This window comes from Clostridium polyendosporum, from assembly GCF_018332455.1.
GTDB lineage: Bacteria > Bacillota > Clostridia > Clostridiales > Clostridiaceae > Clostridium_AY > Clostridium_AY polyendosporum.
This window is the reverse complement of sequence record NZ_BOPZ01000019.1, coordinates 51,152-76,421: the sequence shown is the minus strand read 5'-3', so window position 1 is coordinate 76,421 and position 25,270 is coordinate 51,152. Positions and strand designations below refer to the sequence as shown.

The window sequence follows — 25,270 nt, the reverse complement described above, 5'->3', positions numbered from 1 at the left end:
TTTTCTTTCTCGTATCATTTGAATAACTCCTATGAAATAAAATTATATACTTTTAATTTTACTTCATAATTCAGTAAAAACAAAGACTGCTGACACTTTGTCAGCAGTCTGAAGCCATCAGGATAAAATTATCCTGATGGCTTTACTTATTAGAACTTATTCCAAATACATCTCTTTTTAGAAGAGGGTCAAAAATAAGACATGATTTTAGATCATCTATTAATCTACTAAGTAAAATAACATAATCTCCTTTAACAGTCTTCCCTTTTCTTCTTGTATAAAGTTAATTAGGGCTATTTCTATAAAATTTAATAATTATTACTTAATATCTTTAATCTTATCTAGCATATCTAGACACTTCCCTGCACCAAGAACAACGCAATCAAGAGGTGACTCTGCAATATAAACAGGTATATTCATTTTAATAGATATTAGTTTAGCTAACCCTTTTAGAAGAGCTCCTCCACCTGAAAGCATTATCCCCTTGTCCATTATATCCGAAGCAAGTTCTGGCTCAGTATTTTCAAGGGTAGTTCTAATTGCTTCAATTACCAGAGCAACTGGCTCTTTTAAAATTTGTCTTATTTCACTATCTGTAACAGTAATAACTCTTGGAAGCCCAGTCATTAAATCTCGTCCTTTTACTTCCATCTCTCTTTCTTCTTCATCATCATCTTGATAGACAGAACCTAGTTCAATTTTAATATCTTCAGCTGTTCTTTCCCCTATCAGCAGATTAAATTCTTTTCTTATATAATTAATAATTACCTCATCTAATTCATCTCCTGCAACTCTTAAAGTCTGACTTGTAACAATTCCCCCAAGAGAAATAACTGCAACTTCAGTGGTACCCCCACCTATATCAACAATCATGCTTCCAATTGGTTCATTTACAGGCAGCCCTGCTCCTATAGCAGCAGCTATAGGCTCTTCAAACAGCATGACTTTGCTTGCCCCTGCTTGACTTGTTGCCTCATTAATTGCTCTCTTTTCAACCTCAGTAATGCCTGAAGGGTGGCAAACTACAATTCTAGATCTTGTGAAAGTACCTTTACTAGTAACTACTTTGTCAATAAACTTTTTAAGCATTTGTAGAGTTACATCAAAATTAGCAATTACCCCATCCTTTAAAGGTTTAATAGTGACAATATCTTCTGGCGTTCTGCCTATCATTTTCTTAGCCTCTAAGCCAACGGCTAAAACTTTTCTATTGATAGTATTTATAGCTACCACCGAAGGCTCTCTTAATAAAACACCTTTTCCTTTTACGTATAATAAAGTATTTGATGTTCCTAAATCTATTCCCATATCCTTAGACGTTATAAAAAACTTCATCGAAATTTCTCCTTTCAAGTTTACAATATTATCTTTCTTAAAAAGAAAGATAATGTACGGAAAAGTGAATTTACATTTTTATCCACAAGTGACAAGGATACTCCGACTTCTAAAGTAGGAGTATCCTTGCCGCTAGGCAAGTCTAATCTTGCTTACCTCTTTCCTTTTATATTTATAAATTAAATAGTAAATAATATAAAAATATATATGTTATTTCAAAACCAAATAAGATATAAGATTCCAGCAGTTAATCGTCTGCTAGGTAAAATCTTATGCACGCATCATACAATTAAGAGATAACCGTTGCGTAAAAAGCACTCTTAGAGATTGTAGAGTACACTCTATAGTTTGGACTAAGCCAATTAGACTATAGTAACCTACGTTTGAGATGGAAGATACTCTGATATCATTTACCATATGTAGTAGAGTTACAATCTATCACCTCTTAGGTGGTGAACGATTAACAAAATCTTCCCCTAAATAAAAATCAACTTTGCACCAGTATATATTTGATTACTCCATTTTTCAACTCATAAACTACATAATTAATTAAAATTTAATAATTACATAATTTCACTTTATATTAAGATATTTACATACGAGTACAAAATAACCACCATACAGTATTATTATTCAATAAAATTAAAAGAAAAAGAGCTGTGAAGCTCTTTAGTTGTTTATGAAAAATAACATTTATTTTTCCAATATACTTTATACATTTATATACTAGTTATGAAGTAAATATACTCTCGTTTCATACGGTTTTAATTCAAAGGATTCTATACTCTCAACGCAGTCTGCTACATAATTTCCTATAATAAATTCCTTAGAATTATATTTTATTTCTTCAGGTAGATTGAAAACTGGAGTGCTCTCTGTAAAATTGCAGATTACGAGAAGTTTTTCTTCTCCTAAAGTTCTTGTATACGCATATATCTCCTTATGGTCTTCAAGAATTAAATGATAAGTTCCATATACTATAATCTCATTTTTCTTACGTATACTAATTAATTTCTTATAGTAGTTAAAAATAGAATCTTCATCCTCTAACTGAGACTTTACATTAATTTGTTTATAATTTGGATTTACTTTTATCCACGGAGTACCAGTTGTAAATCCTGCATTTTCATTATCATCCCATTGTACAGGTGTACGAGCATTATCTCTACCTCTTCCATAAATTCCTGCCATCATTTCTACTGGATCTTTTCCTTTAATATTTACCAGTTCATTGTATGCATTTATAGTTTCAATATCTCTATAATCTTCTATAGACTCAAAAGCTACATTAGTCATACCTATTTCTTCACCTTGATAGATATAAGGAGTTCCCTGCATCATATGAAGGCAAGTTGCTAACATCTTTGCTGACTGCTTCCAATATCTATTATCATTTCCAAAACGTGAAACTACTCTAGGTTGATCGTGATTATTCCAATATAGACTGTTCCATCCTCCATTTTCTAATCCCTTTTGCCATTTAGTCATAATTCTCTTTAAATCGTTTAAATTAAACGGCAGATTATTCCACTTTCCATCTGGTCCATCACCCAAGCCCATATGTTCAAATTGGAAAACCATATTAAGCTCGTTTCTATTGTCACCAACATATTTCATAGCTTCTTCCGTAGTTACTCCTGGAGTTTCCCCTACAGTCATTATGTCATATTTAGATAATACTTTGCGGTTCATTTCATTTAAAAATTCATGAACTCTTGGTCCATTAACAGAATGCGGTCCAAAATCCCCATAGAGGCTTCCTTCTCCCTTTGGACCATCTGGGAACTGTTGATCCTTAGAAATTAAGTTGATAACATCCATTCTAAATCCGTCAATACCTTTGTCTAACCACCACTTCATCATGTCATACACTTCATTTCGCACCGCTTCATTTTCCCAGTTTAAATCAGGTTGCTTTTTAGAAAATAAATGTAGGAAATACATCTCTGTGCTTTCATCATATTGCCATGCAGAACCACTAAAGCAAGATCCCCAATTGTTTGGAGTTTGTCCACCTAACTCATTTTTCCATATATAATAATCTCTATATTTATTATCTATGGATTTTCTACTTTCTATAAACCATTGATGCTCATCAGAAGTATGATTTACTACCAAATCCATCATGATTTTTATTCCCTTATCATGTGCCTTTTGAAGTAACTCATCAAAATTCTCCATAGTACCAAGCTCTGTCATAATATCTCTATAATCACTGATATCGTATCCATTATCATCGTTCGGAGACTTATAAACTGGCGAAAGCCAAATAACATCAATGCCAAGTTCCTTTAAATAGTCTAACTTCTCAATAATTCCGCCTAAATCCCCAACACCATCTCCATTACTATCCTTGAAACTTCTTGGATAGATTTGATATACAATACTTTCTTTCCACCATGTTTTATTCATATTAATTCCTCCATTGATTTTATATATATATTAATAAGCTTTTGTTCAAACCACTTTATTTTCTTTAGTTGAATTCCTTTACATCTTATCTTACAATAATATTATACCTACATCGACATTTTAAAACTTGCTTTATTTTGTGTAAAAATAACACTATTTTGACTAAGGCTTAGGAGGAATAACCGTGCAAGATAACAACTTAAAAGAAAAAAGGACTCATGGTAATTCTATGTTTCCACTGAATGTCTACTCTAATATAGACACAAAAGGTAATTATTCCGTATCTTATCATTGGCATAATGAGATTGAAATAATATATGTAGAGAAGGGTGATTTAATATTTAACATAGATATGCAGCCTATTAAATTAACTTCTGGTCAATATATTTTTATTAATAGTGAACAACTGCATTCAGTCTACGCAATAGATAACAAGCCCTCTATGCACTATGCTATAGTATTTGATCTTAATATATTAAATAGCTCTATTTATGATTATTGTCAGAATAAATATATTGACCCAATATCAAAAAAATCTCTTCGTTTTCCTTTATTCCTTGACCCAACTTCCACATGTGGTAATAAAACTTTACGTGAGATTTTAGAAATAATTGATGTCTATCATAGAAAAAATGGTGGATGGGAACTAAGTATAAAAGCTTCTTTGCTAAAAGTTATAGCAAATTTAGCTGAAGAAAATAAGTTCTTAAAGAATGATGCTACTCTTTTAATCCCTAAAGATTATAAGGTGCAAATAATAAAAAAAGTGCTTAATTTTATTCGTAACAATTACAAACAAAAAATATATATAGATGAATTAGCTGCTGAAGCCAACATGAACACAGAATATTTTTGTAGATTTTTCAAATCAGTAACTGGTAAAACTCCCGTCACCTATATTAATCACTATAGAATAGAACAAGCAGCTAAAATACTTAAAACAGGAGATGCGAAGGTAATGGAAGTGTGTTTTAATGTTGGTTTTGATAATTTTAGTTACTTTATAAAAAAGTTTAAGGAATATAAAAATTGTACTCCCTCTCAATATAAAAAAATCCCTGACATTCTGTCAGGGGCTTAAGTAATGGGATGAAAAACTTACATCTTTGGCATAGTGAAATCACTGCATTAATGAACAGATAAATAAAAATCCCTGCAAGTGAAGGCAAGATTCTTCACAAAGTGAAATCTAACCAAAAATGAGCAGGCTTTGAGCCTGCTCATTTTATTATATATATAAGGAAAAAGTGAGGTTTTCAATAATTATGATACTTTTCCATAGGCCTTTTCACCATGCACTGCCAAGTCTAAGCCCATTTTTTCTTCTTCTTCTTTAACTCTAATACTTGTAAATAATGATATCCCCTTTAATATTATGAATGTACCTGCTGCTGCAAAGGCATAAGTAGCTACTACTGATATTACCTGAGAACCTAGAAGTGCCCAGTTTCCAGCTAAAACACCATCTGCACCAGCTGAATTTACACTCTTAGTAGCAAATATTCCTGTTGCAATTGCTCCCCAAGTACCTCCAATACCATGACATCCAAAAGCATCTAATGCATCATCATAACCTAATTTTTCTTTAAGTACTGCTACAGAAAAATAACATATTACTCCACCAAGTAACCCTATTACTATTGAAGCCATTGGAGTTACAAAACCAGCTCCAGGTGTTATAGAAACTAAACCTGCTACTGCTCCACTTACTGCTCCCATTACTGTTATCTTCTTTGAATATAATCTTTCTGCAACAATCCAGCTAAAAGCTGCTGCAGCTGCAGAAGTATTTGTTGTTAAGAAAGCATTGATTGCAATCTTTCCTGCGTCACCAGTAATTCCTAATGCACTTCCTGCATTAAACCCAAACCAGCCAAACCATAGTAATCCTGCTCCAAGTACTGTAAATGGAATATGATGTGGACTTGCTTGTTCCTTCTTTATTCTCTTACCTAACATAAGTGCTCCAACTAATCCTGAAACACCTGAACTTATGTGAACTACATTACCACCTGCAAAATCTAAAGCTCCAAGCTCTCTTATCCAACCACCAACACCCCATACCCAGTGTGCTAATGGGTCATAAACAAATGTTGCCCACAATAACATGAATATTACAAATACCTTAAACTTCATTCTCTCAGCAAAAGCTCCTGAAATAAGAGCTGGAGTTATAATAGCGAACATCAATTGGAATAACATAAATAATTGATGAGGTATAGTTGCTGCATAATCAGCATTTGGTTCAAAACCTACCCCATTTAATCCTAACCAGTTTAACCCCCCAATTAATCCACTGTGATCAGTTCCAAAGGCTAATGTATAACCATATAATACCCATTGTAACGAAATTAATATCATGGCAACATAACTATGCATTGTTGTATTTAATACATTTTTCTTGTTTACCATTCCTCCATAAAATAAAGCTAACCCTGGTGTCATAAGCATAACTAAAGCTGTCGAAAAAATCATAAATACTATATCAGGTGTTTGCATATGTATATACCTCCTCTTAATTTTAAAAATACGTAACACCAAACAACAACAATGAATACTGTGAACACTATAAATACCGTAAATATAATGTACGCTTATTAGTTAAAACACCTTTGCCAAAGGTAAATAAAAAAAGGCACCTTCACTATTATTAGTGAAAGCGCCTTTGCTTTATGTACTTATTATATACAGACCTACGATTATTGTCAACATAAAATTCAAAACAACTTTATCTTTTTCTTTCGTATCATTCCGTACATTCCCTTTGTTTAAAACCATAAATATACGTGGTATTCCGAACATTTCCTAACATTGTATTTAATACCAAATATGATAAAATTGTATTTTTAGTTTCTCTAAGATTTATAATTTTTCCTTTAATCTTACTATTTCCTTCTCCTTCTCGGCTATTATATTCTTATATTTTTCTTCCATCTCACACCAATTCTTATTTAATAAATTAATAAGCGATGCCATTTCATCTGCACTTCCTGCAATTCTATTAAATAATAGTAAATTCGAAGCTAATATTTCTGGAATTTGTTTATGAGAATACCTCAGCTGATGATCAATCTCCCCATAACCTTCCTCAAATATGGTTCTGACTTGAATTTCAGCTATAACCTTTTGACTAGTAGGATAAAATTCTATAAGGTAATGGACAGATCGGTATCCTGATTTTCTAGATTTAATTTGTATTCCTAACTCCTCAAACCGTCTAGTATCATCCCCGTCCCTTACATTTGCAGTTATCTCCATAACTGTCCATGTATTTAATATAAATTCATGGATAATCTCCCATTCTTGCTTAAAAATATGTATAGCTCTAATACCTATTAAGTCATTTATCTCATTTTTATAATTTTCTACAGAAAACTGAAAATCTTCTCCATACTTTTCTTTTCTATTCTGTGTTTTTCTAATCACTTTTTCAATCAATCTTTCTGGATCCTTTACTCTTGACTTAACTGAATGAACCTTATTATGAGATCTAAGAATATTAGAAATAAAATTGGCTTGGTTTTCATACGTATCTCTATATAAAATATAATCATTATATATATTACTTAATACCTTAATATCTATTCTATTTTTGTCTATATCTTGTTCTATAGACGGATATTTTTTTAAAAATTCTTCTATAATAAGTTTATTTTTCATAAAATCCTCCTAACTCCGAATGCTTTACTTGTAGTTCCTATATAATAATTTATCATTAAATTTTATGAATAACCATATCTTATAAAATAAGTTTTTTCCTAAATTCTCTATTAATATCTACAACGAAAAAGCCCTAGACTATTCTAGAGCTTCTTCTTATTATGTTAGGTGAATATTTACTACGTCAAGCAAGTCCTTATGTCGTGTTTTCTTCAAGTATAGTTTAATATTTTCTGCTAAAGAACAAAACTTATAAGTAATAATTTTTACCCAGCCATTCTTTTATTTTCCTGCAGAACTTCATCTTCTAGTTTTTCTAAATCAAATTCCAATAATTTTGATAAATTAACCTTATCCTCTTGAGTAAGTCGATTAAAGTATATTCTGTCAGCAAAAGTTTTATAGTTTAAATTTAGCTTATTAGCGCACCATTGTTTTGTTCTACCTTCCTCCCAAATAATGTTTTCAATTTTCCTAGCAATATTATTAACATAAGTCTTCCCCATTATCCAATCCCCCTTTTTGCTCCTTCACAACTTCAATAACGATTACATTGATAATATTATTATATCAAATTTCTTTAATATTACCAATGAAGTAATCTTCATATGTAATAAATTTCCATATATTTTTTAGAAAATCGAATATTCTTCTTCTTTATTACATATAATATTAAGTTTTCTGAGCTTGTTCACCTAAAAAAAAGCTCTAGATTAATTCTAGAGCTTTTTACTAATATTTTATTTTAAACCTTGTTCATAACTTTCTACCATTTTTTTAACCATGTTTCCACCTATAGATCCAGCTTCTCTTGCAGTTAAATCTCCATTATATCCATTTTTTAAATTAACTCCAACCTCAGCTGCTGATTCCATTTTAAATTTATCAAGACCTGCTTTTGCTTCTGGAACTAATGCTCTGTTATTTCTACTTGCCATAACTTAATCCTCCTATAAATATTATTTGATATTAAATTTCTATTAATAGTTTATATAGATTGAAGATTATTACTCTAGTAAACTAATTGTAGTTAAGACTATATTTTCCTCATAATAAAAAGATTTACACAATATTATAGCAGGATGAAAGATCTTCATCCTGCTATTTCTTTAGAAAATATAATCTAGATATCTTTATAAGAACATGCCCTCAAACCATTTTTAGAGCAATATTCATAATACTTTTCTTTATATAATTTCCAAAGCAATGTAAGTATGTCCTCTGTTACATTATAATCTTCTATTAACATTCTTGTTTCACAAAAATCTATAAACTCGCATTTAGCAGATGAATATGATGAATAATTTTTCATAAATACCTCCTAATACAATATAATATATTCTATTGTATTCATTAAGATATCCTTATATGATTTAACATCATACTATTTCCACTAAGTTTAACGTTATAATAATACTTTTAACCTTAAATAGCTAAAGAAAATAATAACCTATCCCAATTTTCAATAATCTGAATTTTTTTATGGAAAACTTTTATCATTTCTTTAACATGACCTTGGTTTATCTTTATGAGAACAGAATCCATGATCATAACATGGATAACCTTTTTTATTACCGTGTTCTTGTGTACACCAGAATTGATTTTGAAAAGCAAGAAAAATAGCTACCCAATGATCATTAAACTCGTAAAGCAAACATCCATCTTGCCATATTCCATTATCTTCTGACTTTATTTTATCATTTCCTTGATTCATATGAACATTATGTACTCCAAGACCTCTATAAAACTTAGCACCATAAACATATATTTTTGCCATTTGTTTTTTTGCTTTCATTGTAAAGTCATTAAGAAATTCATATAAATCATTATCTGGTCCTGACCTATAATGTTCTAAAATTGTCATTTTAGAAGGATTAAATAAGTTTCCTCTAATATAATCTATTGCAATTTCTCTATTCTGATCATTAATGTGATGAAATCCATCTTTAAGTTTTTCAATCTTTGTAATAGCTTGCGGATTAAAGTTTTTATCAGCTAAATATAATAGTTCAGGTCTTTTTGAATCTTTTGATGACATAACATTAACAACTACTTCATATTTCTTATTTTTTTCGCCTTCAACAATAATTTTATAGTGTGGTGATGAATCAGTAATAGGATCCATTTCTGCCCCCTTTACTATTCCTTTTAATACTCCATACTCATGTACTGGCATTATATCTTACCTCTTTTAAACTTATATTTTATTATTAGATTATCCAACCTTCACATTCTATATTTAATAAACAAATCTATTATCCGTATATCCCCCCTATTGTATCAGCTTTACAAGCTGACAATCCTAAGCTATATAAGCATACTACATAATTATAAATCATACTTATATGTTAGAATTCATATTAAAGGAAGTGATTTTTTGAATATTCTAGCTGCTTTATTAGGTATTGTTGGTTTTTTGGTAATAACAGGTATTGCCCTTGGAATAGCTTTGCTTATAATTAACTCCATTAAATGTTTTTTTTCAAAGTAGTTATTATATTAATTAATTACTAAATATTAATTTATGAAATACTAGTAATTATAATTATATAAATATAAAAAAAGGCCCTGGAATAAATCCAGAGCTTCTTTTCTTATTCAGTTATGAAGTTGTGTATCCACAGCTTGAGTTAGATTTCACTTCGTGAAATGACAACAAATTAAAGATTAACAACCTGGGCACACACTGCAGCCACTTTTAGGAGCCTTAACAGGTTTTAATTCAAGACCTTTTCCCTTGTTTTCGTTATTAGATAAAATTATAAAACCTTCATATTCATCTATTAAATCTTTTCCAATAAAAAAACTAATATCTTTAACTTGTTCTAAAATATCATTAGGTCCCTGTTCTCCAGTATTAATATTAAATACTGGTCCAGCACAATTTTTTCCCATATAGGTTATTTTTAAGTTGTAGTTCTCCACATTATTGTAATCCAGAAAATCTTTAAATTCCTTGTAAGCTTCTTCGCTAATTTGAATATTATTCATAAGAATACCCCCTTCAAATATAAATTTAATAATTTTCAAGCAAAACATATGTATTGTTCACATATTATTAAAATAATATGATATTTTTTAATTTTATATCGGTTATTATATCATTACTTTCATTATTTATCAAACACATTTTTCTAAAAATTCAAAGAATTCTTTTCAATAAAATTGACCAGACATAGAGTCTGATCAGCTTTAGACAAATTCCACTTTATCAAATGGCAGCAAATAAAAATTGGATATTCAGAGTTTTTTGAATAATATTTTCTTTACTACATAAAATATTAAGGCTTCTGAATTCAGTTTATGTTATAACATAATTTTCTCCCCAAAAAAGCTCTAGACCAATTCTAGAGCTTTTCTTGCTAATATTTTATTTTAAACCTTGTTCATAGCTTTCTACCATTTTCTTAACCATGTTTCCACCTATTGAGCCTGCTTCTCTCGCAGTTAAATCTCCATTATATCCATCTTTAAGATTTACGCCTACTTCTCTAGCTGATTCCATTTTAAATTGATTTAAACCTGCTTTTGCTTCTGGAACTAACACTCTATTATTTCTATTTGCCATAATCATTTCCTCCTATATGTATTACTTTTTTATTAAGCTTGTATTTATAGTTTGCATAAGTTTAAGTTTATTACTCTAGCGAATTAGTTCCATTAATACAATAATATTCTACTTAATAAAATTGAGTAGGCTAGATGCCTACTTAGTTTTAACCAAATTTATTTTGTGAAATAATAGTAAATAAAAAACTTTTAAGTCCATCTTATCAGTGAGCTTTATAACTCATATTAATATAACTACTAATTCATCCTGTTATTGTTTAACTAACTCTTCCTGTCGTCTAGGAGATTCAAAGGCTACAGGAGTAGGATTTGGGGCTTCAAAGTACTTACCTGGTGTTGATAAATCAAAGTATAAACGTGAATCTTGAGTTACACCAAAGTCTTTATTAGAACCAGAGTTACTTACTCTATTTAAAGCTTCTCTAAATAAAGCATTATGTGCTTCCTCTCTATTTAATAAAAAATCAATGGTTCTTCTAACTTCCTTATCTTGAATTTGTCTATATAAATATTCATATACAACTTTAGCACGTTGTTCAGAAGCAATATTAGATAATAGATCTGCACATAAATCTCCTGTTACTGTCACATAATTAGCTGTCCAAGGTGCGCCAGAAGAATTAACTAATACGGGAGATAACCCAGCCAATACATGGGATTCAATCTCACCAACGTCTACAGTTTTATAATCAACGTCATGTCCATTTAATAAATTAATAGTTTGCGAAACCATTTCCATATGACTTAATTCCTCAGCTCCAATATCTAAAAACAAGTCTTTAATTGCAGGATCTTTTACTCTAAAACTTTGTGCTATGTATTGAAGAGCTGCCTTAAGTTCGCCATTTCCTCCACCTAACTGCTCTTGCATTAAAATAGCGTATTGTGGGTTAGGTCTCTCAACCTTAACTTCCTGTAATAATTGTTTTTCGTGCTTAAACATAACATTCACTCCTTACCTCAATAAAACGTTCATTCATATTTTGTAATAATAATAAATTAATATACGCAAAATATAAAACAAAAAAAACTCCCATCCTTATTAAAAAGGATGAGAACTTTCAATTTTATATTTCATAAGTTGTTTAAGGATTGAAGTTGTGTATTTCTAGTAGGCTCGATGCCTACTCAGTTTTATTTAAGATTTTTTTCTAGATATGTTTTTATAAATTTTAATAATTCCCCCATCTCTTCATCTGTACCAATGGTAATTCTTAGATGGTTATCTATAAGAGGAGAATTAAAGTATCTTACAAATATTTTATTCTCTTTTAAAAACTCAAATAAATCTTTAGCTGAAAGTTGTGGGTGAGTGACAAATAAAAAGTTTGCTTTAGAATCTGGAACAACAAAGCCTAGTTTTTTTAACTCAGTTGTTACATAGTCTCTTGTATTTATTACTTTATTTGTAATTTCTTTAAAATAATCCACATCTTTAATGGCTGCAGTAGCTAATGTCTGTGCAATATAATCTATAGGATAAGAATTAAAAGAGTTTTTAACTGCTTTCAAATGTGAAATAATTTCTTTAGAACCTAATGCGACACCCAATCTCAATCCTGCTAGAGCTCTTGACTTTGAATACGTATGTACAACTACTAAATTATCATACTTATTTATAAGCTCTACTGCTGATTGTGCTCCAAAGTCAACATATGCCTCATCTATAATAACTACAACATCTCTATTAGCCTTTACTATGTCTTCTACCACTTCTAGTGGAGCTTCTATAGATGTTGGGGCATTAGGATTTGGAAAGATAATACCTCCATTTGTAACCATATAGTCATTCTTATTAATCTCAAAGTTATCATTTAAAGGTACCTTTCTATATTTTATACCATACAGATCTCCATATACTGGGTAAAAAGAATATGATATATTAGGAAATAATATCTCTTTGTCTGAATTAAAATAAGTTAAAAATGCTAAGGCTAACACCTCATCTGAGCCATTTCCAACAAATACTTGATCGCTACCTAACCCGTAGTAATCCGCAAGTGCCTGAGTTAACTCAGTAGCTTCTGGATCTGGGTACAATCTTAGTCTATTTGTATCAATATTTTTTAAAGCCTCAGCCACTCTAGGTGATGGTGGATAAGGGTTTTCGTTTGTATTTAATTTTATAATATTAGTAACTTTAGGTTGATCGCCTGGTACATATGGCGTTACCTTTCTAATCTTATCAATCCATGCTTTACTCATTATTTCACCTCATATAATTTAGCTAGCTTTTCAAAAGCTGGTAAGGAATTTTGTATTTTTTCATAACTTATACAATAAGATAATCTTATATGTCCTGGGCAGCCAAAAGCTGAACCTGGTACTAGTAATAGGTTAAATTGTTTTGCTTCTTCACAGAACTTTATATCGTCTGCTATTGGTGTCCTAGGAAATAAATAAAATGCCCCTTGTGGTTTTATACAAGAAAAACCTATTGCTGTCAAGTGGTCATATAAAACATCTCTGTTTCTTTGATATATGCTAACATCAACTTCAGCCTCCAAGCATTCTGCAATAACTCTTTGAAATAATGATGGAGCATTTACAAAACCTAAAATTCTGTTAGCCACATTTAACGAAGACATTATATCTTCGAAGTAATCCATATCTGTATTTGCAACTATATACCCTATTCTCTCTCCTGGTAGGGATAGTGATTTACTATATGAATACCCAATAAATGAATTTTTGTAGTATTTTAAGATATAAGGGACTTTAACATTATCATAAACTATTTCTCTATATGGCTCATCAGATATTAGGTATATACTTGTACCTAGTTCTTTTTCCTTTTCTGAGAGTATTTTTGCTAAATCTTGCATCACTTTTTCTGAATAAACAACACCTGTTGGATTGTTTGGTGAGTTGATAATAACAGCTTTTGTTTTACTGCTTATCTTGTCTGTTAATGCTTGTAGGTTAGGTTCAAACGTAGTAATATCCGGAGGCACTACTACAAGCTCTCCATCAAAGTTGTTTACATAATTTCTGTATTCACCAAAAAATGGCGCAAAAACAATAACTTCATCTCCTGGATTAAGTAATGTTTTTAATAAAATATTTAGCCCTCCAGCTGCTCCACAGGTCATAACTATGTTATTATGTGATATATTTGTATTATATTTTTTATTTATAAATTTAGCTATTTTAGTTCTAACATCTTCGTATCCTGAATTGTTCATATATCCATGTATAAGGTTAGCTGATTCTTTATTTAGTATTTGATTAATTGCAATTTTGATGTTTTCAGGAGGTTCAACATTTGGATTACCTAAGCTATAATCAAAAACATTTTCCTCTCCATAAATTGCAGATAGTCTTTTACCTTCCTCAAACATAGCCCTTATTGTAGAACTAGTAGCCACTAAATTTTTCATTTTGTTAGATATCATTTTACTGGCTCCTCCCTGAATTTTTTTTATCCAATTAGTTATTTAAGCTTAAATTCTATTGTAATATAAATTTAATAATTTAAAAATATATTTTATCCTAAATCACTCAATTTAAGTTGATATTTCCATAATATATTCTATCAAATAACCTATACAAACTTCTCTGCAGCAGCTTTAATATTTGACTTGCCTAAAATAGCTGATATTACTGCCACTCCGTCAATACCACAGTTCATAGGTAACTTATAGTTTTCTTCATTTATTCCACCTATTGCTACCACTGGAATTTTTACAGTTTCCTTTATTTCCTTGAGTTGTTCTAAAGAAACAGCATCTGCATCATTCTTTGTTGTGGTTGGAAACACAGCGCCAACACCTATATAATCAGCCCCTTGTTCCTGCGCTAACTTAGCTTCTTCTATAGTAGAAGTGGATAAACCAATAATTTTACCTTCTCCCAATAATTTTCTTGCTATTTCCAAAGGCATATCATCTTGTCCTATGTGAAGCCCATCTGCATCAACAGCTAAGGCTATATCTAATCTATCATTTATTATTAAAGGTATATTATATTTAGAAGTTAATTCCTTAACATCCTTCGCTACATTATAAAACTGCAAAGTGGATAAATCCTTTTCCCTTAACTGAACTAGTGTAGCTCCTCCCAATATTGCTTGTTCTATGGCCCATACAAAATCTCTTTCCCCTATTATTTTTCTATCTGTAACTAAGTACAACTTATAATTAATATTATTCATATCTTACTTTTCCTCTCTCTTTAATCTCATCTGTAGTTAAGTTAAATACATTATCAAATAATCTTACTTTAAAGGAACCTATTCCCTCTCCATCCTTCAAACTTTCCATTGATTTTTCCCCAGCAATACCCATCGTTATTACTGCTGCAGCAGTTGCCATCAAGTAATCCTTATTAGCACCACAATATGAACCTATTAGTGATGCAGTCATACAACCTGTACCTGTAACTCTTCCAAGAAGTTTATGTCCATTTTGAGCATATAACACTCTATCTCCATCAGTAATTATATCCTTTGCTCCTGTTATAGCTATTACGCAGTTTAATTGCTTTGAGAGGTCCTTAGCTATTTGAACTGCCCCTTCTTCACTTGCTGCGGAATCTACCCCTTTTATTTCAACCTTCTCTCCTGCCACAAGCTTAATTTCAGACATATTACCTTTTATAACTGAAAATTTAATGTTATTTATTAGCGTTCTCACAGTATCTGTTCTAAGTGTTGTAGCCCCTATTCCCACCGGATCTAGAATAACTGGTATTCCTCTCTCATTAGCTTTTTTCCCAGCTAACACCATTGATTCAATGGTTCTTTCATTTAATGTACCTATATTAATTACTAATGCTGAAACTAAAGATACCATTTGTTCAACCTCTTTTTTATCATCTGCCATTATAGGTGAGGCTCCAATAGCTAAGGTAATATTTGCACAATCATTTACTGTCACATAATTTGTTATGTGATGAACCAGAGGTGATTTTTCTCTAACATTTTTAAGTAAGTTTGCTATGCTATTTAATACTTCCATAATGATCATCCTCACTAAATTTTAATAATTTTATATATTAAGCGTAAAAATATTATCCTTTTAAGGTAATTGGCTGTTGATATTCTTATCCAAACTAAAGGAATAATTCCATAGTTTACAACCTATTTTTAGTTTTACATAAAATTTATTATTTATCAATAGCATATCTTTAAAAAGTCACAGTACCTATATCAAATACCTTATCCTAAGAGATTAACTAAGTATCTAATAAAACTAAACAGCCACCAATCCTGCTCAATTTTAACCAGACTTCATTTTATGAACTAGCAGCAAATTAAACATATGATTCATATAATGTACTACCTCAATAAAGTCTACCGGGCATTCCTACTAGGCTTTATGTGGATTCTATTTATTAAAATGAACAAATTTAAGGAGATCAATTTATGAAGCTTACTCTTAAATTTAATAATAATGGGAATTTCAAAATTGTTCAATTTACAGATTTACATGAAGGTCCAAATATAGATAAGACTATACATCTCATGAACAAAATCTTAGAATATGAGAAGCCTGACATGGTAGTTCTAAGTGGAGATAATATTGATGGTAAGTGCAAAACAGTAGATGATATAAAAAAAGCTATTACTTATATAGCTCAGCCTATGGAAACTAGAAACATACCTTGGGCTATAGTTTTTGGTAATCATGATGACGAGCATTCTATGATGACTAAAGAAGAAATGATGAATTTCTATATTACTTTTAAATATAATATCAGTGAGATAGGTTATAAAACTTTTGATAGAATAGGTAATTATAATCTTCTAGTAGAGAATTCAAAAGATAGAACCCCTGTACTAAACATTTATATGCTGGACTCTGGAAAGTACGCCCCTTCTTTCATAGGTGGATACCATTGGATAAAACTTACTCAAATTTGCTGGTATAAGCGAACCGCCTTAAAATTAAAACAAAAATACAAAAAAACTATTCCCGCTCTTATGTTTTTCCATATACCACTAATAGAATTTAAAAAAGCACATAACAGTGGATTAATAAACGGTAAAAAATTTGAAGAAGAGAGTTGTCCTAAAATAAATACACGTTTTTTTAATGCTCTTGTTAAAACTGGTGATGTAAAAGGAGTATTCGTAGGGCATGATCATTTAAATAATTATTGTGCTATTCTTAAGGGCATTAGACTTGGATATGCAGGTTATACAGGTTATGGAGGCTATGGAAAGGATGATATTCCTCGTAGTGCAAGAGTATTTCTTATTAATGAATCAGATCCAACTAATTTTAAAACATGGATTAGACAGGAATGGGATAAGTAATTAATAGAGAAGGAGTATATTGTATATTTAATATGCTCCTTCTCTGAAGTTTATTCAAATCTAAATAGACGTTCTACAACTGCAGATTTGGCTGTATTAATTGTATTAACCTTACACATATAATTACAATACTTACGATACCTAATCCACGATCAAATGTTCCATCAGTTTTACATAGTTTAAGACAAAAAGAGCACTTTAATGGAAAAAAAAGCTTAACTCCTTTCATTGTAAACATATCCAATATCAGATGTGAACCATATCCTAACAAAAATGCTATTGCTACGTTTCTATCTGCTACCCAAAGTCCGTATGATGCTAGAAATAAACATAGTAATGAATGAGTAAATCCTCTATGTTTTAAACCTATCTTCATATCTACATCTGGAAATGTAGCACCCATTATTATTATTGGTGCCAAATATAAATTGTGAACTGTCATTAGAGGTGCAGCTAATGCAAACCCTGCACTTATGTGTGTTTTAGTGGTCAATCTTAATCACCTCACTTTATCCTTTCTTCAGCACAAAGGTGGTAGAGATACTCAAGTTCACTTTTAAGAATTTTTTAAAAACATAAACTTCAATGACTTTCTAAATTTAATTATGAACTTGCATATCTATAAGCTAATACTATAATATCATTATCATGACTGTTAATAAATACAATATATTCTACACCTGAAATATTTGTTGTAAAAATTATATGTTCTTTGTTATAGCTTCTCTTTAGTTCTTTGTTATAGCTTCTCTTTAAGTGGTGATAATCAATAATGAGGTGATGACTATGAGTAAAAGTCATATGAAAAGAGACGTACTTGTTACTATCATTATTTCAGTATTATTAATAATATTAAGCAATATTTTACTAAGACATTACTTTTCAATCTAATGTTTTATAATATTATATAAAAGCCCTGGATTATCTCAACAATATCCAGGGCTTTTTGTTGCTTAAATTAACCTTCCTTTAAATCTGAAACTTCTACTGTAAATACTTTTTCCGTATTTATATCTTTTACTTTAGCTTCATTATTTACCTCATTGATATTTTCTATCCAAACAGAGTTTCCTTTATAGGTAACATTTATAACCCCTAGTGATTCTACAATTTCATTTGCTCTTTTTACATCCATAATTATTTTCTCCTTTTTCATAATAGTGTATAACCAAGTTCTCAGTTAAGTTTTGATTTTTAAAAATGCTATAATTGAACTTATTTATCTTTAATAACATAAATATTTTATCCTAAAAAAACAAATAAATTCTTTTTAATAAGTAACAGCCTAACTTTTTGTATTAAGAAATTTGAAAATGTATCATAGGTTAATTTACTGTCATATTATGTACTATATTTTACAAGGAGTAGATGTTATGTCTAAAAACAGAAAAAAACAAAGACATGTTCACGAGTTTTTAGGTAGTACAAGATTAGCTGAACTTGAAGAAGATCCTCATGACCATCGTTTTGCAGGCATTACTAGCCAAGCAATAGGTCCTGAAGAAGATCATATTCACATTATAAAAGCTAGAACTGATTTCTTTGATCACTTCCATGAAATAATGGTACAAACAGGACCACCTATTATAGTTAATCCAGAAGAACGTGACCCTAAAAAAAGAAGACACGTTCATTTTGTTGAAGGTGAAACTACTTGTAATGACGGTCATAGGCATGAATTCATTTTTGCTACACTTATCGAAGCTCCAACTTTTGAAGAGAAAGACTGCTAGAAATCCTTATAATAATTAATACAACTCATTAAATTAAAAACACTTATTTTCTCAAAAAGTAGATATGATAGTTTACCCTAGCCCTAATTGTTACCAATAAGAGTGAAAGGGGTCGTTCCCCTTTCATTCTTATTTTCTATCATTTCATGAAGTGAAATCTAGCTAAAACTTAGAAGATCATACCCCATTTTATTTTTCTACCAGTTCGTTATATCATAAAATATTAAGGTTTATACAAATGTACTATAAGTTTTCCAAAGCAAATAAAAAAACATTATAGCAACTATTATATAAAGTAATGGGATAAGTAGTTTCCCCATTATATTAATTCTACTTTCCTTACTACATTCATTAATTACAATATCATCCTGTACTTTATCATCCCCTACCTTTTTCACAGTTTTCACTCCTTTTTAATATCTTTTCATAATAATCAGTAGAATATTTTAATGTTTTTACTGATATACACGGACTTTTACCCACAGATGTCTCTCCTGTAAGCATAAGTCCAGTAACGCCACTTAATATAAGATAAAAAATATCATTAAGTTCATTCACTGTTGGCTTTTGCCCATTTTTTAAAGAATCAAAAATATGTGTAGCTACTATAAAATCTTTTCTACTATGTTTAATACTCTGTGCAATACGATGTTGAAATATAGGTACTTTGTAAAGGTTTGTTTCAGGAACTAAATCTCCTCTTCCGAGGACAATTCCTTCTACGTCTTCTAATATCTCCTTAATATTTTTTGCACCTTCTTCCGTTTCAATTTTTGCCCAAAGCTTTGGACAGTACCTCCTATCTGAAGAAATTAATTCTCTTTCTATAAAGTTTTTAACTTGAATAATATTTTTTTTATAGCCTACGTAAGAATAAAGAATTATATCAACAGAGTTTTTAATAGAAAAAAGAATATCATTTCTATCCTTTTCTGTTATTGATAATTGGCTTCTATCAATACCTGGTATGTTGCACCCCTTCTCAGCCCTTATGTATCCACCTATCACAACTGTTGTTTCTAATATATTGCCCTGTACCTTTTTAACATTAAACTTCATTGTGCCATCCTTCATATATATAAGTGTTATTTTATGTTTTAAAAGCTGCTCTTTTTTTATCGTGAGAGGTATAAGTTTTTCGTCCCTATTTACCCACAACTTTAAAATATCCTCATATACATCTTCAGCGCAAAAATATACCCTTTCTTTTTCTTTTACTTTAAAGTATTCTTTAAGCTTACCTGAAACTCTTATCTTACTTCCTTGTATATCCGCAATTATCTTCACTTGTGGATATGTTTCTTTTACATAGTTTATAATTTTACTTGCAGTATGATGAGGAATATGTGAAAAATTAATTCTTATAGAATTAGCACCACTTTCAATAATTTTATTTAGTGTTTCTTCAGTTAAGGTTTTAGGCCCTATAGTTGCTATGACTAACATAACATACTCCTTATGTATTAATATAATTATTGATATTAAAAAAAATATAAAAATATGTCTAATGAAATGAGTGTAAATAATAAGCCATAGAGTGAATTCACTCTATGGCTTATCAAGGAGGAATATTATGAATTTGCATTTAACAGCGACATTAAGGCATTAACTATTTTTTCACTTAAATCATTATTATCTAAACTGATCATATACTTCTCAATTGTAATAATAAGACATGGTGCCTTAATATTCTTTATAAGATAAAAATTACTTCCATTAATAATATTAAATTCCTTAAATCCTATGTTAAGCATTTCCTTTTTAAATTGAGATACAAATCTTAATTCAACTTCATTCATGCCAGAAAATATGCTTATAGAATCTTTCTCTCCACTTACTTCATTTAGTGAAACGTAGATATCAATTCTTGTTTGATTAGCTAGAAGAACTTTTTTATATAAATTCTCCCCTAAAAATGGTGTCTGTATTTCCCTGAAGTCTATAACCGCCTGTCCTCTTTTCTTTAATGCTTTAATGACCTTTACGCTAATCATCCTGTTTGTGATATCAATACCATATTTCAAGATGAGCGCCTCCTAAAAGTGCTACAGTTTCATTTAGTGTATTATATATTATTCATTATCTTCAAAAAAGTTCTATATTATTTTACTAAGTCATAATATATGAAAGAAGAAATTGTGCATAAAACAAAGAGGTGTAACTTATGAGTAAACGGATATTAATCATTTTTGTAGTCTTATTCTCTATCATACTTTCTGGCTGCAACGATGCCCAATACATAAACTTTAAGAAAAAACCTAATAAATTTTATTATACAGAAGAACTTTATAAGATTGTATCTTCAAAAGATTTTACTCTTTCAGCCTTTGATACTAATGTTTATAGAGAAGAAAATCCTAAAGGTAAGGATAAAGATATTGTAATTAATTTTATAAAATGTCTTTCTAAGGATAATTTTATAGATAAGCCTTCTAATCTTCCTGAAAAACCTGTATATAAATTATTTATTAGTTCTTCTGAAACAAAATTTGTTATAAATATATATGAAAATAACATAGTTTCTATATTTCCATGGGATGGTATGTTCTCTGAGGACTTTATAAACACAGAAAATATTCCTCAAGCATATAAGCTGTATTTATTCTGTAAATATGTTTTCAAACAGTAAAGTTATAAGATTAGTATTAACACGTAGTATTTTGTTTTCTAAATAAAATTTAATAGGCATAGAACCTATGGAATTTGAGCCAAATTCCACTTTGTAAAATGACAGTAAATAAACATAAAAAGGGCCTTATCCAAAAAGTACTTCACACGTTTTTGGACAGCCCTTTAATTATTTTGCTTTTAATAGTTTCATTAAATCAACTATTCTTCTATTCAATAAAGGATGTACTTCATATGGAGCAATCTCAGCCAATGGTTGTAAAACAAACATTCTCTCCTCTATTCTCGGATGTGGAAGAATGATCTCTTCATCGGCAGTTATAAGATTATCATATAATAACACATCTAGATCAATGGTTCTTGGTCCCCACTTTATAAGTCTTTCTCTCTTAAGATCCTTTTCTACTTGTAAAAGATATCTTAAAAGCTCTTTTGGAGTTAAAAGAGTTCTTACCTCAATGACACCATTTAAAAATTCTTCCTGTTCTATGTATCCCCAAGGTTCTGTAGTAATAAAACTTGATACCTTTACTATCTTAGTATGCTCTGAAGCTTTAATTTCTTCTATGGCATCCATAAGATTCTTCTTTTTATCTCCCATATTTGAACCAAGACCGATAAATACTTTGTGCCATTTTCTATAAACTTCTATACCTGCATACTCTAGGTGTCTTCCTATTGGAGCCCAAGGCTTTTTAAGTAATACCTTCACTCCTTGAACCAGTGGATATTCTTTTAATATAAAATTAGCTACCTTCTCTGCAGCCATTTCAATAAGATCATAGCTTTCCTTTGTAAATTCTTTTTCTACTTTATGACAAAGCTCCCCATAGTGAACAGATTTAGTTAAGTCACCAGTAATTCCAGCTTCTCTTAAATCCAATTCTAACTCTAGAGAAAGGATGAATTTTTGTCCTAAACTCTTTTCTTCCTGAAATACTCCATGATTTGCAAAAATCTCTAGATCTTTTACATATATTTTATCCAAAACTACCATCCTACTTTCTTCTCACTATAGCATCAGTCATTATGCAGGCTCTCTTATTTTCCTTAATATCATGAACTCTTACAAAATCACAACCCTTCATAATGCCTATGACAGTAGTTGCTAAAGTGCCTTCTCCCCTTTCTTCTACAGGAAGATTTAAGGCATTTCCAATCATTCTTTTTTTTGATGTTGCTAAAAGTACCGGATAGCCTAACTCTTGAAGCTTTTCAAGATTATTCATAACCTCAAGATTTTGTTCATGAGTCTTTGCAAAACCTATACCTGGATCTAAAATAATATTTTCCTTTTTAACCCCTGCATTAAGAGCAATCTGAATTGATTCATTAAGGTCGTTTTTCATATCTTCAATAATATCTGTATACTCAGTATTATCTCTATTATGCATTAAACAACATGGCACATCATACTTAGCAGCGACTTTAGCTATATACGTATCTTTCTTAAAGCCCCATACGTCGTTTATTAGATTGGCACCTGCTTCTATTGCATGCTCTGCTACCTTTCCTTTATATGTATCAATAGAAATAGGAATATCAAATTTCTCTCTTATGGCCTTTATTATAGGAACTACTCTATGTATTTCCTCTTCTTCACTTACAGGCATATGACCTGGTCTTGTAGATTCACCACCTATATCTATTATATCTACTCCCTGCTCAATCATTTCACGCACATGATCTACAGCTTTTTCTAATGAGTTAAACTTTCCACCATCTGAAAAAGAATCTGGGGTTACATTTAATATTCCCATTACATAAGTTCTTTCCCCTATAATAAATTCTCTACTACCTATCTTCATTTCCTAAACTCTCCTAAAACATTACTTTTTATTATCTTAACTAGAGTTTTAACTCCATGTATTTAATATGTAAGATTAAGATTTTTCTCATCCTCACTCCAGTTGCAAAGTGAGGATGCTTTACATGTAAAACACTTTCTTGAAAGCTTATCACTATCATAAATAATATTATTTATGATATCGTCATTAGCCTTTCTATGTGAAATTATGCCATCCAAGATAATTTTCTTTTCTTCTGCAGTAAACCCACTGTCATCCAGAAGCTCCTTTGATAACTCAGCAGAAGCTTGCTCATGAGGTATGCCTTTTTCATATTGGATCCATCTTCCAACATCATGAAGTAGTGCTATAGCATAGACTACTTCTTTGGAGATTTTTAATCCCTGCTCCAAAACCATAATATAGGCAATTCTTGCTACATCTAAAAAATGCTCCATATTATGTCTACAAAAAATTCTATCCACTTCACAGCTCTCTATTTTTTCTAAATATTTTCTATATATAGGATTATGTAAAATTCTATTTACTCTTTCCATACTTCACCTTTTTAAAATTACTGATTTATAAGACTTAATACCTCAGCTCTTAAATCTTTATCCTCTAAAAACTTTCCTCTATAAGTAGTAGTTATAGTTTTGCTTCCTGGTTTTTTAACACCTCTCATAGTCATACACATATGCTCTGCTTCTATAACAACCATAACACCTTGTGCTTCTAAGTATTCTGCTAAGGCATCAGCAATTTCCTTTGTTAATCTTTCCTGTAATTGTGGCTTTTTAGAATAAACTTCTACTGTTCTTGCTAGCTTTGAAAGTCCAGCAACCTTTCCATTTGGTATATACGCTATATGCGCTTTACCGTAAAAAGGAAGAAAATGATGCTCACACATAGAATAGAAAGTTATGTCCTTTTCTATGACAATATCATTACTTTCAACAGTAAAAGTCTTACTTAAAATCTCTGAGGCATCTTCTCCAAGACCTGAAAAAATTTCTGCATACATTCTTGCAATTCTATCTGGAGTCTCTAAAAGCCCTTCTCTTTCAGGATCTTCACCTACAGCCTCTATTATCATTTTAACCGCTTCTTTAATTTTATTCGTATCTATCATATTATTTTCCCCCTAAAAATTCTCTATAATATTCAACAATTCTCTCAGTTAAACTGCAACTATTCATTATCTTTGAATTAATAGAACTTATTTTCATTATCCCCATAATAGAGTTAGTTAAAAAAGCTCCATCACATTCTAAAAACTCTTCTAAGGTAAATTCTCCTTCACTCACATTGAAATTAGAAATCACCCATTTTCTTATTATACCGTCTAAAAGACCACAACTTACCTTGGGAGTGTAAATTTTCTCTCCTTTAATAAAAAATATGTTTGAACTACTTCCTTCAGTCAAATAGTTTTTTTCATTTAGAAATACTACCTCATCAAAACCATTAAGCTTTGCTTTTTCTTTTTCAATTATATTTTCTATATAATTTACAGACTTTATATAAGATAACATAGAAGTTGAATTTCTTCTAACCTCACTTAAGCCTATCTTAAAACCAAGGTCATACATCTCTTCATTATAAGGAATCTCTCTAGTAGTCATTACAGTATTTTTCTCAGTAACCATTAACTTTAAGGCACAATTTCTTATATTGTATTTTTCTATCTGTTCTAAAATGATTCCTTCTTCTAATTCTCTATTTATTCCAAGTCTTTTTGCTCCTTCATTGAGCCTTTCTATATGTTCTTGTAAAAATAGAGGTTTATCCTTCATAAGTATGGTTTCAAAAACCCCTCTTCCAAAGAAAAAGGAGCTATCTATATGCACCTTATTTGAAAATTCTCCATTTACTATTATTTTCAT

29 protein-coding genes are annotated in these 25,270 nt (G+C 30.3%); 4 read left to right on the top strand and 25 right to left on the bottom strand.

Going from position 1 to position 25,270, the window contains the following annotated elements; genetic code table 11:
• Positions 1-318: 318 nt before the first annotated feature.
• Together CPJCM30710_RS11455 and CPJCM30710_RS11450 are read right to left on the bottom strand one after the other, a co-directional pair.
• Positions 319-1,335, bottom strand: coding sequence for a rod shape-determining protein (locus tag CPJCM30710_RS11455; RefSeq protein WP_212904312.1), 1,017 nt, complete (start codon positions 1,333-1,335; stop codon positions 319-321).
• 726 nt (positions 1,336-2,061) lie between these two features.
• Complete coding sequence (locus tag CPJCM30710_RS11450) at positions 2,062-3,747, bottom strand: glycoside hydrolase family 13 protein (protein WP_212904311.1); 1,686 nt, start codon at positions 3,745-3,747, stop codon at positions 2,062-2,064.
• 184 nt (positions 3,748-3,931) lie between these two features.
• Between CPJCM30710_RS11450 and CPJCM30710_RS11445 the strand changes: the two genes are divergently transcribed.
• Positions 3,932-4,828 carry an AraC family transcriptional regulator gene (locus CPJCM30710_RS11445; RefSeq protein WP_212904310.1) on the top strand — a complete coding sequence of 299 codons (897 nt, stop codon included), beginning with the start codon at positions 3,932-3,934 and terminating at the stop codon, positions 4,826-4,828.
• 182 nt (positions 4,829-5,010) lie between these two features.
• Here the strand turns inward: CPJCM30710_RS11445 and CPJCM30710_RS11440 are convergent, their stop codons facing one another.
• The 13 genes from CPJCM30710_RS11440 to thiM form a co-directional block, all read right to left on the bottom strand.
• Entirely contained in the window at positions 5,011-6,246 is a 1,236-nt protein-coding gene (locus CPJCM30710_RS11440) for an ammonium transporter (RefSeq protein WP_212904309.1), read from the bottom strand.
• A gap of 363 nt (positions 6,247-6,609) precedes the next feature.
• Positions 6,610-7,407: a RelA/SpoT domain-containing protein gene (locus tag CPJCM30710_RS11435; RefSeq protein WP_212904308.1), complete on the bottom strand. Its 798-nt coding sequence runs from the start codon at positions 7,405-7,407 to the stop codon at positions 6,610-6,612.
• Between the two features lie 266 nt (positions 7,408-7,673).
• Complete coding sequence (locus CPJCM30710_RS11430) at positions 7,674-7,913, bottom strand: hypothetical protein (RefSeq protein WP_212904307.1); 240 nt, start codon at positions 7,911-7,913, stop codon at positions 7,674-7,676.
• Positions 7,914-8,147: 234 nt separating this feature from the next.
• The gene (locus CPJCM30710_RS11425) at positions 8,148-8,345 is read right to left on the bottom strand and encodes an alpha/beta-type small acid-soluble spore protein (protein ID WP_212904306.1); all 198 of its coding nucleotides are present in this window, start codon (positions 8,343-8,345) and stop codon (positions 8,148-8,150) included.
• Positions 8,346-8,530: 185 nt separating this feature from the next.
• The gene (locus tag CPJCM30710_RS11420; RefSeq protein WP_212904305.1) at positions 8,531-8,719 is read right to left on the bottom strand and encodes a hypothetical protein; all 189 of its coding nucleotides are present in this window, start codon (positions 8,717-8,719) and stop codon (positions 8,531-8,533) included.
• Between the two features lie 192 nt (positions 8,720-8,911).
• On the bottom strand, positions 8,912-9,583 hold the full coding sequence (locus CPJCM30710_RS11415; RefSeq protein ID WP_212904304.1) for a YukJ family protein: 672 nt from the start codon (positions 9,581-9,583) through the stop codon (positions 8,912-8,914).
• Positions 9,584-10,074: 491 nt separating this feature from the next.
• A complete protein-coding gene (locus CPJCM30710_RS11410; protein ID WP_212904303.1) occupies positions 10,075-10,398 on the bottom strand; it encodes a HesB-like protein in 324 nt (107 codons plus the stop codon).
• Between the two features lie 379 nt (positions 10,399-10,777).
• Entirely contained in the window at positions 10,778-10,975 is a 198-nt protein-coding gene (locus CPJCM30710_RS11405; RefSeq protein WP_212904302.1) for an alpha/beta-type small acid-soluble spore protein, read from the bottom strand.
• A gap of 252 nt (positions 10,976-11,227) precedes the next feature.
• Positions 11,228-11,920 carry a manganese catalase family protein gene (locus tag CPJCM30710_RS11400; protein ID WP_212904301.1) on the bottom strand — a complete coding sequence of 231 codons (693 nt, stop codon included), beginning with the start codon at positions 11,918-11,920 and terminating at the stop codon, positions 11,228-11,230.
• Positions 11,921-12,111: 191 nt separating this feature from the next.
• Positions 12,112-13,182, bottom strand: coding sequence for a histidinol-phosphate transaminase (gene hisC / locus CPJCM30710_RS11395; RefSeq protein WP_212904300.1), 1,071 nt, complete (start codon positions 13,180-13,182; stop codon positions 12,112-12,114).
• Positions 13,182-14,372: a pyridoxal phosphate-dependent aminotransferase gene (locus CPJCM30710_RS11390; protein WP_212904299.1), complete on the bottom strand. Its 1,191-nt coding sequence runs from the start codon at positions 14,370-14,372 to the stop codon at positions 13,182-13,184. The genes hisC and CPJCM30710_RS11390 overlap by 1 nt, the downstream gene beginning before the upstream one ends.
• 149 nt (positions 14,373-14,521) lie before the next feature.
• A complete protein-coding gene (gene thiE / locus CPJCM30710_RS11385; protein WP_212904298.1) occupies positions 14,522-15,130 on the bottom strand; it encodes a thiamine phosphate synthase in 609 nt (202 codons plus the stop codon).
• Positions 15,123-15,941: a hydroxyethylthiazole kinase gene (gene thiM / locus CPJCM30710_RS11380; protein WP_407644989.1), complete on the bottom strand. Its 819-nt coding sequence runs from the start codon at positions 15,939-15,941 to the stop codon at positions 15,123-15,125. The genes thiE and thiM overlap by 8 nt, the downstream gene beginning before the upstream one ends.
• Positions 15,942-16,342: 401 nt before the next feature.
• Between thiM and CPJCM30710_RS11375 the strand changes: the two genes are divergently transcribed.
• Complete coding sequence (locus CPJCM30710_RS11375; RefSeq protein ID WP_212904296.1) at positions 16,343-17,236, top strand: metallophosphoesterase family protein; 894 nt, start codon at positions 16,343-16,345, stop codon at positions 17,234-17,236.
• Between the two features lie 73 nt (positions 17,237-17,309).
• Here CPJCM30710_RS11375 and CPJCM30710_RS11370 read toward each other — a convergent pair whose 3' ends face one another.
• Positions 17,310-17,729: a metal-dependent hydrolase gene (locus tag CPJCM30710_RS11370; RefSeq protein WP_212904295.1), complete on the bottom strand. Its 420-nt coding sequence runs from the start codon at positions 17,727-17,729 to the stop codon at positions 17,310-17,312.
• A gap of 465 nt (positions 17,730-18,194) precedes the next feature.
• Entirely contained in the window at positions 18,195-18,371 is a 177-nt protein-coding gene (locus tag CPJCM30710_RS11365) for an H-type small acid-soluble spore protein (protein ID WP_212904294.1), read from the bottom strand.
• Between the two features lie 238 nt (positions 18,372-18,609).
• Between CPJCM30710_RS11365 and CPJCM30710_RS11360 the strand changes: the two genes are divergently transcribed.
• The gene (locus CPJCM30710_RS11360) at positions 18,610-18,969 is read left to right on the top strand and encodes a YmaF family protein (protein WP_212904293.1); all 360 of its coding nucleotides are present in this window, start codon (positions 18,610-18,612) and stop codon (positions 18,967-18,969) included.
• A gap of 230 nt (positions 18,970-19,199) precedes the next feature.
• Here the strand turns inward: CPJCM30710_RS11360 and CPJCM30710_RS11355 are convergent, their stop codons facing one another.
• The 3 genes from CPJCM30710_RS11355 to CPJCM30710_RS11345 form a co-directional block, all read right to left on the bottom strand.
• Positions 19,200-19,367 (bottom strand): hypothetical protein, encoded by a 168-nt coding sequence (locus CPJCM30710_RS11355; RefSeq protein WP_212904292.1) that lies wholly within the window; start codon positions 19,365-19,367, stop codon positions 19,200-19,202.
• Entirely contained in the window at positions 19,348-20,415 is a 1,068-nt protein-coding gene (locus CPJCM30710_RS11350; protein WP_212904291.1) for a pyruvate kinase, read from the bottom strand. The genes CPJCM30710_RS11355 and CPJCM30710_RS11350 overlap by 20 nt, the downstream gene beginning before the upstream one ends.
• A gap of 125 nt (positions 20,416-20,540) precedes the next feature.
• Positions 20,541-20,993, bottom strand: coding sequence for a hypothetical protein (locus CPJCM30710_RS11345; RefSeq protein ID WP_212904290.1), 453 nt, complete (start codon positions 20,991-20,993; stop codon positions 20,541-20,543).
• 140 nt (positions 20,994-21,133) lie between these two features.
• On the opposite strand from CPJCM30710_RS11345, the gene CPJCM30710_RS11340 reads away from it, so the two are divergent.
• Positions 21,134-21,598, top strand: a complete 465-nt coding sequence (locus CPJCM30710_RS11340) for a DUF4883 family protein (RefSeq protein WP_212904289.1) — start codon at positions 21,134-21,136, stop codon at positions 21,596-21,598.
• A gap of 168 nt (positions 21,599-21,766) precedes the next feature.
• Here the strand turns inward: CPJCM30710_RS11340 and folK are convergent, their stop codons facing one another.
• The 5 genes from folK to CPJCM30710_RS11315 form a co-directional block, all read right to left on the bottom strand.
• Positions 21,767-22,585 carry a 2-amino-4-hydroxy-6-hydroxymethyldihydropteridine diphosphokinase gene (folK, locus tag CPJCM30710_RS11335; RefSeq protein ID WP_212904288.1) on the bottom strand — a complete coding sequence of 273 codons (819 nt, stop codon included), beginning with the start codon at positions 22,583-22,585 and terminating at the stop codon, positions 21,767-21,769.
• A gap of 10 nt (positions 22,586-22,595) precedes the next feature.
• Positions 22,596-23,405 carry a dihydropteroate synthase gene (gene folP / locus CPJCM30710_RS11330; RefSeq protein WP_212904287.1) on the bottom strand — a complete coding sequence of 270 codons (810 nt, stop codon included), beginning with the start codon at positions 23,403-23,405 and terminating at the stop codon, positions 22,596-22,598.
• A gap of 62 nt (positions 23,406-23,467) precedes the next feature.
• A complete protein-coding gene (locus tag CPJCM30710_RS11325) occupies positions 23,468-23,941 on the bottom strand; it encodes an HD domain-containing protein (protein ID WP_212904286.1) in 474 nt (157 codons plus the stop codon).
• A 17-nt stretch (positions 23,942-23,958) separates the two neighbouring features.
• Positions 23,959-24,516 carry a GTP cyclohydrolase I FolE gene (gene folE / locus CPJCM30710_RS11320; RefSeq protein ID WP_212904285.1) on the bottom strand — a complete coding sequence of 186 codons (558 nt, stop codon included), beginning with the start codon at positions 24,514-24,516 and terminating at the stop codon, positions 23,959-23,961.
• A 1-nt stretch (position 24,517) separates the two neighbouring features.
• Positions 24,518-25,270: an aminotransferase class IV gene (locus CPJCM30710_RS11315; protein WP_212904284.1), complete on the bottom strand. Its 753-nt coding sequence runs from the start codon at positions 25,268-25,270 to the stop codon at positions 24,518-24,520.

Excerpts from the sequence above, each read along its gene's own strand:
- CPJCM30710_RS11365 (WP_212904294.1), bottom strand. The coding sequence starts at position 18,371 with ATGGATGTAAAAAGAGCAAATGAAATTGTAGAATCACTAGGGGTTATA.
- CPJCM30710_RS11360 (WP_212904293.1), top strand. The coding sequence starts at position 18,610 with ATGTCTAAAAACAGAAAAAAACAAAGACATGTTCACGAGTTTTTAGGT.
- hisC (WP_212904300.1), bottom strand. The coding sequence starts at position 13,182 with ATGAGTAAAGCATGGATTGATAAGATTAGAAAGGTAACGCCATATGTA.
- CPJCM30710_RS11390 (WP_212904299.1), bottom strand. The coding sequence starts at position 14,372 with ATGATATCTAACAAAATGAAAAATTTAGTGGCTACTAGTTCTACAATA.
- CPJCM30710_RS11450 (WP_212904311.1), bottom strand. The coding sequence starts at position 3,747 with ATGAATAAAACATGGTGGAAAGAAAGTATTGTATATCAAATCTATCCA.
- CPJCM30710_RS11375 (WP_212904296.1), top strand. The coding sequence starts at position 16,343 with ATGAAGCTTACTCTTAAATTTAATAATAATGGGAATTTCAAAATTGTT.
- CPJCM30710_RS11350 (WP_212904291.1), bottom strand. The coding sequence starts at position 20,415 with ATGTTAGTCATAGCAACTATAGGGCCTAAAACCTTAACTGAAGAAACA.
- CPJCM30710_RS11430 (WP_212904307.1), bottom strand. The coding sequence starts at position 7,913 with ATGGGGAAGACTTATGTTAATAATATTGCTAGGAAAATTGAAAACATT.
- CPJCM30710_RS11425 (WP_212904306.1), bottom strand. The coding sequence starts at position 8,345 with ATGGCAAGTAGAAATAACAGAGCATTAGTTCCAGAAGCAAAAGCAGGT.
- CPJCM30710_RS11415 (WP_212904304.1), bottom strand. The coding sequence starts at position 9,583 with ATGCCAGTACATGAGTATGGAGTATTAAAAGGAATAGTAAAGGGGGCA.
- CPJCM30710_RS11410 (WP_212904303.1), bottom strand. The coding sequence starts at position 10,398 with ATGAATAATATTCAAATTAGCGAAGAAGCTTACAAGGAATTTAAAGAT.
- thiE (WP_212904298.1), bottom strand. The coding sequence starts at position 15,130 with ATGAATAATATTAATTATAAGTTGTACTTAGTTACAGATAGAAAAATA.
- CPJCM30710_RS11405 (WP_212904302.1), bottom strand. The coding sequence starts at position 10,975 with ATGGCAAATAGAAATAATAGAGTGTTAGTTCCAGAAGCAAAAGCAGGT.
- folE (WP_212904285.1), bottom strand. The coding sequence starts at position 24,516 with ATGATAGATACGAATAAAATTAAAGAAGCGGTTAAAATGATAATAGAG.
- CPJCM30710_RS11325 (WP_212904286.1), bottom strand. The coding sequence starts at position 23,941 with ATGGAAAGAGTAAATAGAATTTTACATAATCCTATATATAGAAAATAT.
- CPJCM30710_RS11455 (WP_212904312.1), bottom strand. The coding sequence starts at position 1,335 with ATGAAGTTTTTTATAACGTCTAAGGATATGGGAATAGATTTAGGAACA.
- CPJCM30710_RS11440 (WP_212904309.1), bottom strand. The coding sequence starts at position 6,246 with ATGCAAACACCTGATATAGTATTTATGATTTTTTCGACAGCTTTAGTT.
- CPJCM30710_RS11420 (WP_212904305.1), bottom strand. The coding sequence starts at position 8,719 with ATGAAAAATTATTCATCATATTCATCTGCTAAATGCGAGTTTATAGAT.
- folP (WP_212904287.1), bottom strand. The coding sequence starts at position 23,405 with ATGAAGATAGGTAGTAGAGAATTTATTATAGGGGAAAGAACTTATGTA.
- CPJCM30710_RS11435 (WP_212904308.1), bottom strand. The coding sequence starts at position 7,407 with ATGAAAAATAAACTTATTATAGAAGAATTTTTAAAAAAATATCCGTCT.
- CPJCM30710_RS11400 (WP_212904301.1), bottom strand. The coding sequence starts at position 11,920 with ATGTTTAAGCACGAAAAACAATTATTACAGGAAGTTAAGGTTGAGAGA.
- CPJCM30710_RS11315 (WP_212904284.1), bottom strand. The coding sequence starts at position 25,270 with ATGAAAATAATAGTAAATGGAGAATTTTCAAATAAGGTGCATATAGAT.
- CPJCM30710_RS11340 (WP_212904289.1), top strand. The coding sequence starts at position 21,134 with ATGAGTAAACGGATATTAATCATTTTTGTAGTCTTATTCTCTATCATA.